Raw genomic sequence first — 15946 nt, forward strand, 5'->3', positions numbered from 1 at the left:
GTTGCGTGGGGGAAAGTCAGTGGGAGAGGGGACCGATGCGGTACAGAACCTCTGGGTCGTGCGGCCCGTCGGGGAACAGGCTGGTGGGGAACAGAACCTCGCGCTCCAGGGCGGCACTGTGCCGCTCGGCGAAGGCGTCGAACAGGCGCTCGGAGGCGATGTTGCCGGGTGTGATGGTGGTCTCGATGTTCGTGACGCCGTACTCGTCGGCGACCCGTGCGACGAGCCCGTCGAGCAGCGCGGCGGCGATGCCGCGTCCGCGGTGGGCGTCGTCCACGGCCACCTGCCAGACGAGCAGGACGTGCGGGCGCTCCGGCCGTACGTATCCGGTGACGAAGCCGACCGGCTCCCCGCGCTCGTCGCGGGCGACGGCCGACGTGCCGGCGAAGTCGCGGCACCACAGCAGATAGCTGTACGACGAGTTGAGGTCGAGGGCCTTGGAGTCTCTGGCAATACGCCACAGCGCGGCCCCGTCGGCCACCGCCGGACGGTCGATTTGCAGGTCTGCTTGTGCGGCAGTCATGCGAATTGAATTTACCGAGGGAAAATTGAAATTGCATGGCCGTGTGGGGTTACGTATGGGCGCCGGGTGTGTTATCACGCGGGCGTGAGAGATCCGGCTATGGGGGCGAAAAACGCCCGCTTTCAACCCTATAATCCGGTACGAAACGGGCGTGATGTGGAACGCGTCACAGCCATGTAACTCTCACGACTCCTGCGCGAATTGCTCCCGATCGCGTTCGCGGAATCTTTGCGTTTAGGTCTGAGAAAAGCGGGCAGAAGAGCATGGGGAGCTACCCTGAAAAAGAATTCCGGGAATTACGTTGAATTCATGCTCCGGTTACACCGTCGATGCGCTCTCGCAGAATGTCGGCGTGACCGTTGTGCCGTGCGTACTCCTCGATCATGTGCATGAGCACCCACCGCAGACTGACCTCGACCCCGGCCATCGGCCCGTCCCCGATCCGCCCCACGCCGTCCAGCGCCCGTCCGGCACACACCTCGCGCCCCCGCGCGATCTCCCGGCGCCACACATCCAGCGCCTCGCCGATCCCCCGAGCGTCATCGAGGACATATCCGCTCACGTTCCGCTGCCCGTACACCGGCGGTACGTCCAGCCCCCCGACCACCCGCTGGAACCAGTTCCGCTCGCACTCCGCGAGATGCTGCACCAGCCCGAGCAGCGTCAGCCCCGACGGCTCGGCGGAAGCGGTCCGTAACTCCGCGTCACCCAGCCCCGCACACTTCAACTCCAGCGTGGCGCGGTGAAAGGCGAGCCAGCTCTCCAGCATGGGGCGCTCGTCGCCGGTCATGAGGGGGATGGGGCGGCCGTCGGGGAGGGTCCGGCGCGTGTCGGAGGTCATGGGCCCACCCTGGCCCATGTGGTTGTTTTTCCGGAACAACTGCGCCCGAGTCGGCCGGAGCCTTACCTTGCTGGCGAGATCGCTGATCCCGGGGAGGGTGAACGGGGATGCTGGAGCAGGCGTTGACGGCGTTGGCCGCGGCCGGTGGGGCCGCCGTGGTGCAGGCCGCGGGGACGGATGTGTGGACCGGGCTGCGGCAGGCGGTGGCCCGCTGGTTCGGCCGCGGTGACGGACAGCGCGAGCAGGCGGAACTCGAACGCCTGGAACGGACCGCGGAGGAACTGCGCACCGCGGCGGCGGAACAGGCGGAACGGCTGCGTATCCGCGCGGAGGCGGCCTGGCAGACGCGCATCGAGAACCTGCTGGAGAGCCTGCACGACGACGAACGGGAGCGGGCCGCCGAGGAGTTGCGCACCCTGCTGGCCGAACGGACCACGCAGGGCGGGGCCACGGCCGGGCAGGGCGGTCTGGCCGTGGGCGGCAATGTGGACATCCACGCCGAGGACGGTGCCATCGCGGCCGGTGTCATCCACGGAGGTGCGCACATCGGACGCCCTCCCACGCCGGATCCGTCCCAGGGCTGAACGGACCGGCCACTTCGAGCCCACCCCTGCCCGCCGCCGCCCCCGACGTGTCCGGGGCCCTCGCGCTTCCCGCCGGCCACGACGGGGCGAGCCCCGGACGCGGCCCCGGGGCGGCCGCCCCGGCGGGGCCCACCGCGGAGCTGAGCGTCCTGGCCTCCCAGGGCGGGGTCGCGGCGCAGTACGTCGCCGGTGGAATCCACCAGCACTACACTGTCGGCGCGCTGGAGCCGACGGCCCCCGGCAGCTGGCAGCCGGTCGGTGACACCGACCTGCTCGGCCTCGGTGTGCACCGCGCCCGTGCCGGGGAGAGCGACGGATCGGCGCTGCCGCCGTACGTCCTGCGCGACGTGGACGGCCAGGTGCGGGCCGAACTGAGAGAGGTGGCCGTGACCGGCGGGCTCGTTCTGCTCACCGGTGACTCGACCGCCGGCAAGAGCCGCACGGCCCTTGAGGCGGTACGGGCCGTACTCCCCGGACATCTGCTCCTCGCCCCGCCCTGGGGCGCCGATCTGAGACCGCTGCGCCGGGCGCCCGGTGAGCCCGGCTACGAACGGCATGTCCTGTGGCTCGACGACCTGGAGCACTACCTCGGACCCGGCGGTCTCGAACCGTCCCTGCTGACGGCGCTGATCAGGACCCGACTGGTGGTGCTGGCGACCCTGCGGGACGAGCGCTACGACACCTTGCGGGAAGCCGCCGACGGCGCCGACGGCGAGGGCGGCCGCAACCGCATGGCGGCCGAGACCGGATTGCGCGTGCTCAACATGGTGGAGCCCATCGTCGTGCGCCGGCGCTGGAGCGGTACGGAGCTGGCCCGGGTGGCACAGATCGACGACAGCCGCCTGAAGGAGGCGTACCGGCGGCACGGCACCCACGGCATCGCCGAGTACCTGGCCGCCGGGCCCGAACTCCTCGGCGAGTGGCGCCGGGCGGAGCGGGCCACCGCCAAGCGCGGCCACCCCAGAGGCGCCGCACTCGTCGCGGCCGCCGTAGACCTGGCACACGTCGGCCTGATCGACGACCTGCCGGAAGCCCTGCTGCGCGAAGTGCACGAGGTCTACCTGCGGGCCCTCGGCGGCTCAGCCCTGCGCCCGGAGTCCTACGACGAGGCCCTCGCCTGGGCCTCCCAGGTCCGGTACGGCGTCGCGAGCCTGCTGATGGAGGGCGAGCGGGAAGGCACCTACCGGCCCTTCGACTACCTCGTCGACTCGGTCGCCCGTGATCCGGCTGTGCCCGACCCGCCGGACTCGGTGTGGCACACGGCACTGGAGTACGCCGACGACCGGACGCGTCCGCTCATCGCTCGAACGGCGTTGTTCAGTGAACGGTGGGCGATCGCCGAGACGGCCTGGAGACCGCTGGCCGAGGCAGGCGAGGAGGAAGCGGTCATCAACTACACGTCGGCGCAGCTGTTCCAGCGTACGGATCCGGACGAGGTCGAACCGCTGCTGCGTGCGGCTGCCGAGGCGGGGAGCTCGCTCGCCCAGGTCAACCTCGGCGCCGTCCTGAAGATGCAGGGCGCGGACGAGGAGGCCGAGCGATGGTGGCGGGCAGCGGCACAGGCCGGACACGCACTCGCGTCCTACAACCTCTTCATGCACTTCCGCGGCACCGACGACGAGCGGGCCGAATCATGGTTGCGCAGGGCCGCGGAGGACGGCTACGTCAAGGCGATCGCCACTCTGGCGGTACTCCTGCACACACGTGGTGACGAGGCCGAGGCGGAGCCGTGGTGGCGGGAGGCGGCCATGGCGGGGGACGCCGAGGGGATGTACGCGTACGGACACCTGCTCCATATTCGCGGTGACGACCAGGCCGAGATGTGGCTGCGCCGTGCCGCCGAGCGAGGCCATGACACGGCCGCTGAGATTCTGGGCCGTGCCGCCGACGAGCGCGGTGATCTCCCCGAGGCCGAGCGATGGTGGCGGGTGGCCGCCGAGGCGGGAAACCTGGAGGCGGCCAACCAGCTCGGCGTGCTCCTCAGTACCCGGGGCGAGCGGACCGAGGGCGCCACCTGGTATGCCAAGGGCGCCGAGGGCGGTCACGAGGTGGCCATGTTCAACCTCGCCGAATGGCTGTCCGGCAAGGGTGATGTCGAGGGGGCCAAGGACTGGCACCGGCGAGCCGGTGAGGCCGGACGCGCCGAGTCGTTCAACAACCTTGGGCTCCTGCTCCGTCGGGAGGGCGATCTCACCGCAGCCGAGGCCGCACTGCGCCGGGCCGCGGAGGCGGGCGACGTCAAGGGCCGCCTCAACCTGATCGACCTGCTGATCGGCGAAGGGCGCCCGGACGAGGCCCGGCCGCTCGTGCTCGAACTGTTCGGCGACGACGAGGACAGCGGCAAGGAGATCCTCGAATTCGTCGAGTCGGTCCGGCATGCGGGGCGGTTGCATGTGGCCCGCACCATCATGCGGTGGGCCGCCGAAACCGGCCGTCCCGACGCCGCGCACAACGTGGGGACGTACTACTACGCGGAGGGGGAACACGAGGAGGCGGAACGCTGGTGGCGCGTTGCCGCACCTGAAATCCCCTCCTCCGCCTACAACGTCGGCTCCCTGCTCGCCGAACGCGGCGCCCACGAGGAGGCGGCCTCCTGGTGGCGCAGGGCTGCCGAGGCAGGACACCAGGAGGCGAGCCTCCGACTCGCCGACTGGCTCATCGAGTCCGGAGAACCCGACGAAGCGGAGCGAAGACTCCGTGACCTGGCCGACGAGCTTCCGGAGGCCGCCTTCGTGCTCGGTCTGCTGCTCTTCGACAAGCCCGGCGACCACGCGGAGGCCGAGTACTGGTGGCGCCGGGTCGAGGAGCAGGGCGACGCGGAGACCGCCTTCGGCTGCGCGTCCTACCTCGCCGAGCACGGCGACGAGGAGCGGACGGAGTTCTGGTGCCGCAAGGCGGCGGAGGCCGGGCACCCGCGGGCGGCCCTCAACCTGGGCGCCCTGTTGGCCGGCCGCGGCGCGTTGGCGGAAGCCGAGTCCTGGCTGGCCGAAGCCGTGCGGAGAGGCCTTGATGCAGCGGTCGAGCCCCTCACCCGGGTGAGGGAGTACCTGGCCTCCCGCCCGGGTTCCTGAGCCCTACCGCCGCTCCGTCCAAGCCGCGGTGACGGCCTGTCGTGCCCCCTCCGCATCCACCGTCACGCCGAACTCCGCGAGCGCCGCGCCCAGTTCGACGAGGCACGCCTCCACCAGGTCCCGGCGGGCATCCGGCCCGTAGTGGTTCACCCGGATCATCTCCCCGGCCAGCGCACCCCCGCCCGCGGCCAGCGGCAGTGCCGGGGCCGCGCTCAGCGCCTTGGCCACCACCGACGACGCGTCCACGCCCGGCGGAGTCCGCAGCGTCGTGGCGACCGGTGCCGCCTCCCGGGCCTCGTGCACATACGGCTCCAGGCCGCCGCCCAGAGCCCGCACGCCCGCCCGCGTGGCCGCCGCCGCGGACGCGTGCCGGGAGATCACGGTGTCCAGCCCGTCCGCCTCGATCCGCTCCACGCACGCCTGCAGCGCCAGCATCTCCAGCTGCGCGGGCGCATGCAGCAGCGTCTTCCGCCCGCCGTCGACCCACCGCTCCTTCCAGTCCAGCAGCGACAGATACGACCGCCGCGGTGCCCTGGGATTCGCAGCCATCCGCGCCCACGCCCGCTCGCTCACCGACACCGCGGACACCCCGGCCGGCCCGCCCATCGCCTTCTGCGCCCCGATGACGCACAGGTCCACACCCCACGCGTCCGGCAGTACCGGCTCGGCCCCGATCGACGCCACGGCGTCCAGGTAGAACAGCGCCCCGTGCGCCCGCACGACCTCGCCGATCTCCGCGACGGGGTTGGTGTTGCCGGTGGCCGCCTCCGCGTGCACCAGGGACACGAAGTCGATCTCCGGGTGCTCGGCGAGGGACTCGCGGATCTGGTCCGCGGTGACCGCCGTGTGGAAGGGCACCGCCAGATCGATCACGGTCGCGCCGCAGTCGCGGAGCCAGTCGCCGAAGGTCTGCCCGTACGGACCGGTGATCACGTTCAGTGCGACCGTGCCGGGCCCGGCCGTCCCGCGGATCGCACCCTCCAGCGGCAGCAGCGCCTCGCCCTGCATGATCACGACGTCCTGCTCGGTGCCGAGCAGCCGTGCCACCCGGTCCTCGATGGCGGCGAACCGGGCGGCGCTCAGCGGGGCCAGGTCCAGGAAGGGGTGGGTCACGGCGGGGCTCTCTTCGCTCTCTTCGCACCGGGGATCGACGTGACGAGACTAACCGCGAGCACTGACACCGCTTTCCGCACCCGACTTCTTAGGTCGAACGGCCCCTTAACCATCGGTTTGGTTTGAGGATCTCAAACTTCTCCTTATAATCGGAACCCACAGTTCCCTGACAGGAGGCTCCCCGTGAAGACGACCTTCGGGCGCCGGACCCGCGTTCTGGCCGCCACCACCGCGACGGCCGGGCTGGTGCTCGTGGCCGGCTGCTCCTCCGACGGCAACGGCGGCGGCGGTACGAAGACGGCGGCCGGTGGTGTCGAAGTCGTCAAGGCGGGCCGGCTCACCACCTGCACCCACCTGCCCTACCCGCCCTTCCAGTCGGAGATCGACGGCAAGGTGCAGGGCTTCGACGTCTCCCTCATCGACCTGGTCGCGGACGACCTGGGCGTGAAGCAGGCCATCGTCGACCAGCCCTTCGAGAACTTCAAGACCGGCGGGTCCCTCAACGCCGACCAGTGCGACCTCGCCGCCGCCGGCATGACCATCACCGAGGAGCGCAAGAAGAACGTCGACTTCTCGGACCCGTACTTCGAGGCCACCCAGGCCGTCCTGGTCGACAAGAAGAGCGGCATCTCCTCCTTCGCGGACCTCAAGGGCAAGAAGGTCGGCGCCCAGGCGCAGACCACCGGCGAGGACTACGCCAAGAGCAAGGGCCTGGACCCCGTCTCCTTCGAGTCCTCCGACGCCGTGATCAACGGTCTGCGCACCGGCCAGGTCCAGGCGGTCGTCATCGACTACCCGGTCGTCCAGGGCTGGCTGAAGGACAAGGCCAACGCCGACGCCTTCGAGGTCGCCGAGCAGATCAACACCGGCGAGCAGTACGGCTTCACGGTGAAGAAGGGCAACACCAAGCTCCGCGAGGCCATCAACAAGGCGATCGCCGACGCCAAGGCCGACGGCACGTACAAGAAGCTGTACGAGAAGTGGATCGGCCCGTACGACGAGTCCGCGGCCTCCGCGTCCCCGTCCGCCTCATGACCGGCACGGACGTACCGCTCCAGCCCAGGAAGAAGGGCCTGACCCGGCGCCAGAAGCGCAGCCTGTCGCGCGGCGTCCAGTACGTCGTCTTCGTCGCGGCCGTGATCGCCTTCGCGGTCGCGGCCGACTGGGACCGGCTGGCGAACCAGTTCGCGCAAGGGGACATCGCCCGGCAGATGTTCCCGGACGTCATCACGCTGGCGCTGAAGAACACCGTGCTCTACACCCTGTCCGGCTTCGTCGTCGGACTGGTCCTGGGCATGGTGATCGCGCTGATGCGGCTGTCGTCCGTGGGGCCGTACCGCTGGCTCGCCGGTGTCTACATCGAGATCTTCCGCGGTCTGCCCGCCCTGCTGATCTTCATCTTCATCGGGGTCGCGGTGCCGCTGGCCTTCCCGGGCACGGAGATCCCCGGCGGCACCTACGGCAAGGTGGCCCTGGCGCTCGGCCTGGTGGCCGCCGCGTACATGGCGGAGACGATCCGCGCGGGCATCCAGGCGGTGCCCAAGGGCCAGATGGAGGCGGCGCGTTCGCTCGGCTTCTCACCGGCCCGCGCCATGATCTCGATCATCATCCCGCAGGCGTTCCGGATCATCCTCCCGCCGCTGACCAACGAACTCGTCCTGCTCTTCAAGGACTCCTCGCTGGTGCTGTTCCTCGGTGTGACACTGGAGGAGCGCGAGCTGTCCAAGTTCGGCCGCGACCTGGCCAGCCAGACCGCCAACTCCACCCCGATCCTGGTCGCCGGCCTGTGCTACCTCCTGGTGACCATCCCGCTCGGCTTCGTCGTACGCCGTATGGAGGCCAAAGCCCAGGAGGCCGTGAAGTGACAGAGAAGACCCCCGGCTCCGGACCGGAGATCGAAGTCCGCGGCCTGCACAAGTCCTTCGGCGACAACGAGGTGCTGCGCGGCATCGACCTGGAGATCGGCCAGGGCGAGGTCGTGTGCGTCATCGGCCCGTCCGGCTCGGGCAAGTCCACCCTGCTGCGCTGTGTGAACCTGCTCGAAGAGCCCACCAAGGGCCAGGTCTTCGTCGGCGGCGCCGAACTCACCGACCCCGACGTCGACATCGACGCCGTACGCCGCCGTATCGGCATGGTCTTCCAGCAGTTCAACCTCTTCCCGCACCTCACCGTGACCGAGAACCTGACCCTGCCGCAGCGCCGGGTCCTGGGGCGGGACAAGGGCGCGGCCGCGAAGGTCGCCGCCGAGAACCTGGAGCGGGTGGGACTGGCGGAGAAGGCGACGGCCTACCCGGCCTCCCTCTCCGGCGGCCAGCAGCAGCGCGTCGCCATCGCCCGCGCGCTCGCCATGGGCCCCTCGGTGATGCTCTTCGACGAGCCGACGTCGGCGCTGGACCCCGAGCTGGTGGGGGACGTCCTGGCCGTGATGCGCATGCTCGCGAACGAGGGCATGACGATGATGGTCGTCACCCACGAGATGACCTTCGCACGCGAGGTCGCCGACCGGGTCGTCTTCATGGACGGCGGCGTGATCGTCGAGGACGGCGCCCCCGACCAGGTCATCGGCGACCCGCGGCACGAACGCACCCGCCACTTCCTGTCGCGGCTCCTCGACCCGGCGATGGCCGAGGTCGAGGAGGAGACCTCCGACCAGGTGGGCAAGGCCGACTAGCCGGTCATCGGGGTCCGCTCATTAGGGTGCAGTCATGAGCGAACGCGCGGTGCTGCACGTGAAGGGCCGGGTCCTCGTCGGGCCCGACGACGTCCGGGACGAGCTGTGGGTCGTCGACGGCCGGATCTCCTACGACCGTCCCGTCGACGCCCGGGACGTGCGGACCGTGGAGGGCTGGGCCCTGCCCGGCCTCGTCGACGCGCACTGCCATGTGGGCCTGGGCGCGCACGGCCCGGTCGACGACGACGTCGCCGAGAAGCAGGCGCTCACCGACCGCGACGCGGGCACCCTGCTGATCCGTGACGCCGGCTCGCCCTCCGACACGCGCTGGGTCGACGACCGCGAGGACCTGCCGAAGATCATCAGGGCCGGCCGGCACATCGCCCGCACCCGCCGCTACATCCGCGGCTACGCCCACGAGATCGAACCGGAGGACCTCGTCGCCTACGTCGCCCAGGAGGCCCGGCGCGGCGACGGCTGGGTCAAGCTGGTCGGCGACTGGATCGACCGCGATCTCGGGGACCTGGCGCCCACCTGGCCACGTGACGCGGTCGAGGCGGGCATCGCGGAGGCCCACCGGCTCGGCGCCCGGGTCACCGCGCACTGTTTCGCCGAGAACTCGCTGCGCGACCTCGTCGAGGCGGGCATCGACTGCATCGAACACGCGACGGGCCTGACCGAGGACCTGATCCCGCTGTTCGCCGAGCGCGGCGTGGCGATCGTGCCGACCCTGGTCAACATCGCGACCTTCCCGAAGCTGGCCGACGGCGGCGAGTCCCGGTTCCCCCGCTGGTCGGCCCATATGCGCCGGCTCCACGAACGACGCTACGACACGGTCCGCTCCGCCTACGACGCCGGCATCCCGGTCTTCGTCGGCACCGACGCGGGCGGCACCCTGCCGCACGGTCTGGTGGCCGCCGAGGTCGCGGAACTGGTCACCGCCGGCATCCCCGCGGTCCAGGCCCTCGCCGCGACGAGCTGGGCGGCGCGGTCCTGGCTCGGCCGCCCCGGCCTGGCGGAGGGGGCCGCGGCGGACCTGGTGGTGTACGAGACCGATCCGCGGGCCGACGTACGGGTCCTGGCGGCTCCGCGACGGGTGGTGCTGAACGGGCGGGTCGTCGGCTGACCTCGACGGAACGCGACGGAGTGTGACGGAAGGCCGCGGTGGGTCGTCGCGCGCGCCGTCCCGCGCGCCGGGGCGTCAACCCGCGTAATCGGAAAGATGCCGGTGCGGCGGTGAAAGCATGGAACACCCGTGCCGCACGATTCGAAAAAGTTCACGGAAACCCCACGTAGGAGTGAAGTCCTGGCGGATTGCTGACTGTTCACTCTGAGTACGCGATTCTTGCCGGGTCCCGAGCAAGTCTCCCCTGGGGGTCCCCACCTTGAACGGCAAGAACTTCCGCCTGCCCGCACGCCGACTCGCCACCGTCGCGACGGCCACCGCCCTGGCCGCGGGTCCCGCGGTCCTGGGTGCCGCGGGCACCGCTCACGCGACCGGTGACGAGGGTCGCGCGAGTGCCGTCGTGCTCCGCACCGGGCTCGACATCTCCCTGCTCAACAAGACCGTGAACGTCCCGCTCGCGGTCTCCCTCAATGAAGTCCAGGCGCCGCAGAGCGCCGAGAAGGCGACCCTGACGGCCCAGTTGAACGGCGTCGACGGCGGCCAGCCCTTCAGCGTGCTGAACGCCGAGGTCGCCCAGTCGAAGGCCACGGTCGAGAACGGCAAGGCCGAGGGGTACACCAACCTCGCCCACGCCAAGGTCCACCTCCCCGGTCTGCCGCTGCTCTCGCTCATCGAGGTCGGCCAGGTCACCTCCAAGGCGACCTGCGAGGCCGGGAAGACGCCGACCGCCACGTCCAACCTGCTCGGCGATGTCACCGTCCTGGGCAAGAAGGTCACCCTGACCGCCGGCGGGACCACGAACGTCGAGGTGCCGGGCGTGGGTGACGTGCGGCTGGACTACTCCAAGACGGAGCAGACCTCGCGTACGGCCGCCGCCACCGCCCTCGAACTCAAGGTCTCCGTCAACCCGTTGAAGCTGAACGTGGCGGAGGTAGAGGGCACCCTGACCCTGGCGAAGGCGACCTGCGAGACCCCGGCCGAGCCCGCGCGCGAGGCCGACCCGAGCGCCGAACCGAGCACCGGCTCGGGGACCGGCTCGGCCGGCGACGCCAAGCCCCAGGGCGAGGCCTCCGACGAGGGACTCGCCGAGACCGGCGGCAACTCCATGACGCCGTACATCGCGGGTGGCGCGCTCGCGCTCCTCGTCGCGGGCGGGGGAGCGGTGGCCCTGGCGCGCCGCGGCCGCGGCTGATCCGCAAGCGCCTTCACCTTTGGCCCAGGCCGGCTTGAGCAGCCGACCTGGGCCAACTCCCGTTCTCTGTCAGAACTGTTGACCCGGTCGTGAAAACGTTTTAACTTCCTCATCGCCCAGACCTCCAAGGCATGAGGGAGACCATGGCAGTTGTCCGGCGAAAACGCTTCCAGAGCAAGGCCCTGTTCCTGCTCATGCTCCCCGGCCTCGCCTACTTCCTGCTGTTCCACTACGGCGCCCTGGTCGGCAACGTCATCGCCTTCAAGGAGTACGTCCCCTTCGACGGCCTCTGGGGCAGCCCCTGGGTGGGCCTCGGCAACTTCCGGCGGATGTTCGAGGACGGCGCGTTCTGGGACTCCGTCCTCAACACCGTATGGATCGCCGTCCTCCAGCTCGTCTTCTACTTCCCGGTGCCGCTCGCCCTCGCCCTGCTCCTGCACAGCCTCACCTGGAGCACGGTCCGCCGCTTCGTGCAGTCGGTGGCGTACCTCCCGCACTTCATCTCCTGGGTGATCGTCGTCGCCCTCTTCCAGCAGGTCCTCGGCGACACCGGGCTGCTCAACTCCTCGCTGGACGGCATGGGGCTGCACACCGTCGACATCATCGGCGACCCCGACGCCTTCCGCCCGCTCGTCGTCGCCCAGGTCATCTGGAAGGACGCCGGCTGGGGCACGATCATCTTCCTCGCCGCCCTCGCGCAGGTCGACGAGCAGCAGTACGAGGCCGCCGCCATCGACGGCGCCGGGCCCTGGCGGCGCTTCTGGCACGTCACGCTGCCCGCCATCCGCCCGGTGATCGTGCTGCTGCTGATCATGCGGCTCGGCGAGATCCTCTCCGTCGGCTTCGAGCAGATGCTCCTCCAGCGCGACGCGGTCGGCCCGGAGGCCGCCGAGATCATCGACACCTTCGTGTACTACCAGGGCATCGTCGGCGGCGACTACGGATTCGCGGCCGCCGCGGGCCTGTTCAAGGGCGTCGTCGGCGCGCTCCTCGTCTACGCCGCCAACAAGGTCGCCCACCGCCTCGGCGAACAGGGGGTCTACAAGTGAGTGCCGGAACCCGTGCTCCCGCCCGTCCGGGCTGGATGGAGAAACCGAAGCCCCTGACGCAGGCCGGCAAGGCCCTCGCCCTCGTCGCCGTCGTCCTCCTGGTCTGCGTCCCGTTCCTCGTCATCGTCTCGACCTCGCTCGCCTCCACCGACGAGGTCGTGGCGAACGGCGGCTGGGTGCTCTGGCCGACCGAGCCCAGCCTCGACGCCTACCGCGACATCCTCGACGGCGGCATCGTCACCCACGCCCTCGGCGTCAGCGCGGGCGTGACGGTCGTCGGCACCCTGCTCAGCCTCGCCTGCACCGTCACCCTCGCCTACGCCCTCTCCCGCCCCGGCGTCTTCGGCGGCCGCCCCGTGCTGCTCCTGGTCCTGTTCGCCTTCCTCTTCCCGCCCGGCATGATCCCGAGCTTCCTGCTGGTCAAGGAGCTGGGCCTGCTGGACAGTTACGCCTCGCTGGTGCTGCCCGTCCTCGTCAACGTCTTCAACCTCGTCGTGCTGCGCGGCTTCTTCCAGGGCATCCCCGAGGAGCTGTACGAGGCCGCCCGCCTCGACGGGGCGGGGGACTGGCGGGTGCTGCTCTCCGTCGTACTGCCGCTGTCGAAGGCCGCGCTCGCCGTCGTGGGACTCTTCTACGCGGTGGCCTACTGGAACTCCTGGTTCTACGCCTCGCTCTATCTGGAGAGCGACCACTGGCCCCTCCAGCAGGTCCTGCGCACCTACGTCATCGCGGGTTCCGGACTCACCGACGCCACCACCGGCGAGGGGACCGTCACCGCGCCGCAGACCGTGCAGATGGCCGTCCTGGTGACCGCCACCGTGCCGATCCTGCTCGTCTACCCGTTCCTCCAGAAGTACTTCACCAAGGGCGTGCTCACCGGCGCCATCAAGAGCTGACGCAACATCAACAACCGTACGCAGAGAGGTGATTCGCCCATGCCCGGCATGTCCCGACGTACCGTACTGCGTTCCGTCGCCGCCGGTGGCGCCGCAGTCGCCGCCCCCGGTCTGCTGGCCGCCTGCTCCACCGGCTCCGGCGACAGCGACGTCTCCAACGCGGGCAAGAAGCTCGCGCCCTGGCCGGCGTACCGGCCCGCCGGCGGTCCCAAGGCCGACCTCGCCGCCACCGAGGCCGGTGTGCAGGCCGGGTACACCGCCTACCCCGCCGACCTCGTCAAGTCCGTCTCCCGCACCCCGGGCGACGGCTCCACCGTCAAGGTCATGTCGGTCTCCTTCGGCACCCCGCCCAAGCCCGCCTCCGCCAACCGGTTCTGGGCAGCCGTCGAGAAGGCCCTCGGCGTGAAGATCGAGTACACGATCGTCTCCCAGGCCGACTACCAGAAGAAGATGGCCACGGTCATGGCGGGCGACGCCGACACCCTGCCCGACATCATCAACCTGTTCGCCGGGTTCGTGCTGCCCCGCGAGGCCGAGTTCGTGCAGCGGCGCGCGCAGGACCTCACACCGTTCCTCTCCGGCGAGGCGATCGCCGACTACCCCAACCTCGCGAACATCCCCACCCACGCCTGGCGCGACATGGGCCGGATCGGCGGCCGCGTCTACGGCATCCCCCTGGAACGCCCGCTGCCCGGCTCCACCCTCTGGCTCAACCAGGGCATGTTCACCGACGCCGGCATGAAGGAGGGCTGGACCGCCGACGACTTCGCGGCCGTGGCGGGGCGGGCCACCAGCGGTCGTACGTACGCGCTCGGCGCCGCCAACGGCTCCCTGTTCGGCAACGCCTTCCACTCCGCCGCCCACAACGCGCCCCAGAACTGGGCCGTCACCAAGGACGGAGTCTTCCTGCCGGGCTGCGCCGACGAACGCTACAAGGCGTCCATCGCCTACCAGGCCCGGCTGCGCAAGGACGGCTGCTACCACCCCGACGCCACGTCCATCTCCCAGATCGACCTGACCACCCTCTACTACAACGGCACTGTCGGCTCCATGCAGGACGGATTCGGCGCCTACCTGCCCAAGTACCGGGAGGCACCGGACGGGATGACCCCGGCCGCGGCGCTCCCGTACAGCGTCGGCGGTGAACCCGGCGGCATCGTCGCGGCCCGCCGCTCCTTCGGCTACACCGTGCTGAAGAAGGCCGGGAAGGAACGCGTGGAGATGCTGCTCCGCGTCCTCGACTTCCTCGCCGCCCCCTTCGGCAGCAAGGAGTGGGAACTGGTCCACTACGGCGTCGAGGGCACCCACTTCACCCGCGGCAAGGACGGCTCACCCGAGCCCACCAGGCTCGGCGAGGTCGAGAACAACACCAACCTGCCGCTGAAGTACCTCGCCGAAGGCCCCCAGGTGCTGTTCGTGCCGGGCATGCCGGACGCCGTACGCGCCCTGCACGCCTGGCAGCGCGAGGTCGTGCCGCACGCCGTCCGCGACGCCTCCTTCGGCCTGCAGTCGCGCACCAGGAACGCCCAGGGCACCACCCTCAAGGCCCTCCTCGACGACACCGTCACCGGAATCGTCGCGGGGCGGCTGCCGCTCACGGACTGGGACGCGGCGGTCAAGACATGGCGGGCCCGGGGCGGCGACAGAATGGCCGAGGAGTTCGCGAAGGACCACGCGGCGGGCGCGTGAGCGGCGGGCCGGCGGAACAGGAGGCGCGGGGGATGGGGAACACCATGGGGGACACGGGGCCCAGGCGGCGGGTGACGATCCGCGAGGTCGCCGAGCGGGCGGGCGTGTCGGTGGCCACGGCATCCCGTGCGCTGAGCGGCAACCATCCCGTGCCCACCTCGACCAGGGCCCGCGTGCTGCGTGCCGCGCGCGACCTCGACTACGTCGCCAACGCGCATGCCCGCGCGCTGGTCGGCGGGGGCCGCAAGATGGCCGCCGTCGTCGTCCGCCAGGTCACCAGCCCCTTCTACGCCCAGGTCGCCGAGGGAGTGGAGGCGGAGGCCGCCGACCGGGGCTGGCTGTGCGTGGTCGGCGCGACCGGCGGGGATCCGCAGCGCGAGATGGAGTTCGTGCAGCTGATGCGGGAGGAGGGGGCGCGGCTGGTGATCCTGGTCGGCGGGGTCGTCGAGGACGACGCGTACCGCTCGCGCGTGGCCCACTACGCGCAGGCGCTGGACGCGTCGGGGGCGCGGCTGGTGCTGTGCGGCCGGCCTGCTCCGGATCCTGATACCCCCGCGCTGGTCGTCGAGTTCGACAACGAGGCGGGGGCCCGGGCCATCACCGGGCATCTGCTGTCGGCCGGGCACCGGCGGATCGTCTTCCTCGGCGGGCTGCCCGGGAACACGGCCCTGGACGCGCGGGTCGCCGGGTACCGGGGCGCGCTCGCCGAGCACGGGCTGCCCGCGGCGGCCGCGCGGGTTGTCGACTGCGGGCTGGGGCGGGCGGCGGGCTTGCGGGCCATGACCCAACTGCTCAGGGAGACACGGGAGTTCACCGCCGTCGTGGCCGGGGACGACATGGTTGCCGCGGGCGCCCTGAGGGCGATCACCGATGCGGGGCTTGCCGTCCCTGACGACATCTCGGTCGTCGGGTACAACGACATTCCGCTTGCCGAGGACTTCAATCCGCCCCTGACCACCGTTCGTACCCCCGCCGAGGAACTCGGCCGCGCCGCCGTGCGGATCGCTCTGCGCGATGCCGAACATGCCTCGGGGAATCACCATGTGCTCGGCACACACATCGTCGTGCGCCGGAGCGTCGCCTCCCCTCGGGTGTCGTAGGCGGCTGCGGGTGGTTCGTGGCTGGTCGCGCCCACGCGGCGGAGCCGCATATCGACACGGTCCCGCGCCCCTTTGGGGCGCGTCACTCCCG

The 15946-nt window shown here is 70.8% G+C and carries 14 protein-coding genes; 11 read left to right on the forward strand and 3 right to left on the reverse strand.

What is annotated here, in order from left to right; genetic code table 11:
• Positions 1-16: 16 nt before the first annotated feature.
• Together ectA and ACFU95_RS19580 are read right to left on the reverse strand one after the other, a co-directional pair.
• Complete coding sequence (ectA, locus tag ACFU95_RS19575) at positions 17-523, reverse strand: diaminobutyrate acetyltransferase (protein ID WP_383828867.1); 507 nt, start codon at positions 521-523, stop codon at positions 17-19.
• 307 nt (positions 524-830) lie between these two features.
• Positions 831-1364 carry a DinB family protein gene (locus ACFU95_RS19580; RefSeq protein ID WP_383828869.1) on the reverse strand — a complete coding sequence of 178 codons (534 nt, stop codon included), beginning with the start codon at positions 1362-1364 and terminating at the stop codon, positions 831-833.
• A 107-nt stretch (positions 1365-1471) separates the two neighbouring features.
• On the opposite strand from ACFU95_RS19580, the gene ACFU95_RS19585 reads away from it, so the two are divergent.
• Together ACFU95_RS19585 and ACFU95_RS19590 are read left to right on the forward strand one after the other, a co-directional pair.
• The gene (locus ACFU95_RS19585) at positions 1472-1948 is read left to right on the forward strand and encodes a hypothetical protein (RefSeq protein WP_383828871.1); all 477 of its coding nucleotides are present in this window, start codon (positions 1472-1474) and stop codon (positions 1946-1948) included.
• Between the two features lie 47 nt (positions 1949-1995).
• Positions 1996-5019 carry a hypothetical protein gene (locus ACFU95_RS19590; RefSeq protein ID WP_383828873.1) on the forward strand — a complete coding sequence of 1008 codons (3024 nt, stop codon included), beginning with the start codon at positions 1996-1998 and terminating at the stop codon, positions 5017-5019.
• Positions 5020-5022: 3 nt separating this feature from the next.
• Here the strand turns inward: ACFU95_RS19590 and ACFU95_RS19595 are convergent, their stop codons facing one another.
• Entirely contained in the window at positions 5023-6132 is a 1110-nt protein-coding gene (locus ACFU95_RS19595; protein WP_383828875.1) for a pyridoxal-phosphate-dependent aminotransferase family protein, read from the reverse strand.
• Positions 6133-6315: 183 nt separating this feature from the next.
• Here ACFU95_RS19595 and ACFU95_RS19600 point away from each other — a divergent pair, with 183 nt between their 5' ends.
• The 9 genes from ACFU95_RS19600 to ACFU95_RS19640 all read left to right on the forward strand — a co-directional run bounded on the left by ACFU95_RS19600 (position 6316) and on the right by ACFU95_RS19640 (position 15855).
• Entirely contained in the window at positions 6316-7167 is an 852-nt protein-coding gene (locus tag ACFU95_RS19600; RefSeq protein ID WP_383828877.1) for a transporter substrate-binding domain-containing protein, read from the forward strand.
• On the forward strand, positions 7164-7997 hold the full coding sequence (locus ACFU95_RS19605; protein ID WP_383828879.1) for an amino acid ABC transporter permease: 834 nt from the start codon (positions 7164-7166) through the stop codon (positions 7995-7997). The genes ACFU95_RS19600 and ACFU95_RS19605 overlap by 4 nt, the downstream gene beginning before the upstream one ends.
• Positions 7994-8803 (forward strand): amino acid ABC transporter ATP-binding protein, encoded by an 810-nt coding sequence (locus tag ACFU95_RS19610; RefSeq protein WP_383828881.1) that lies wholly within the window; start codon positions 7994-7996, stop codon positions 8801-8803. The genes ACFU95_RS19605 and ACFU95_RS19610 overlap by 4 nt, the downstream gene beginning before the upstream one ends.
• A 34-nt stretch (positions 8804-8837) precedes the next feature.
• Positions 8838-9929: an amidohydrolase family protein gene (locus ACFU95_RS19615; RefSeq protein WP_383828883.1), complete on the forward strand. Its 1092-nt coding sequence runs from the start codon at positions 8838-8840 to the stop codon at positions 9927-9929.
• Between the two features lie 259 nt (positions 9930-10188).
• Positions 10189-11121, forward strand: a complete 933-nt coding sequence (locus ACFU95_RS19620) for an SCO1860 family LAETG-anchored protein (protein WP_383828885.1) — start codon at positions 10189-10191, stop codon at positions 11119-11121.
• Between the two features lie 194 nt (positions 11122-11315).
• Complete coding sequence (locus ACFU95_RS19625) at positions 11316-12170, forward strand: ABC transporter permease (RefSeq protein WP_383829041.1); 855 nt, start codon at positions 11316-11318, stop codon at positions 12168-12170.
• 35 nt (positions 12171-12205) lie between these two features.
• On the forward strand, positions 12206-13066 hold the full coding sequence (locus ACFU95_RS19630; protein ID WP_383829043.1) for a carbohydrate ABC transporter permease: 861 nt from the start codon (positions 12206-12208) through the stop codon (positions 13064-13066).
• Positions 13067-13105: 39 nt separating this feature from the next.
• Positions 13106-14755 carry an extracellular solute-binding protein gene (locus tag ACFU95_RS19635; RefSeq protein WP_383828887.1) on the forward strand — a complete coding sequence of 550 codons (1650 nt, stop codon included), beginning with the start codon at positions 13106-13108 and terminating at the stop codon, positions 14753-14755.
• A 32-nt stretch (positions 14756-14787) separates the two neighbouring features.
• Positions 14788-15855, forward strand: coding sequence for a LacI family DNA-binding transcriptional regulator (locus ACFU95_RS19640; RefSeq protein ID WP_383828889.1), 1068 nt, complete (start codon positions 14788-14790; stop codon positions 15853-15855).
• The last annotated feature ends 91 nt before the right edge of the window (positions 15856-15946 follow it).

Origin of the sequence: Streptomyces sp. NPDC057623, from assembly GCF_042800355.1 — a bacterium.
GTDB lineage: Bacteria > Actinomycetota > Actinomycetes > Streptomycetales > Streptomycetaceae > Streptomyces.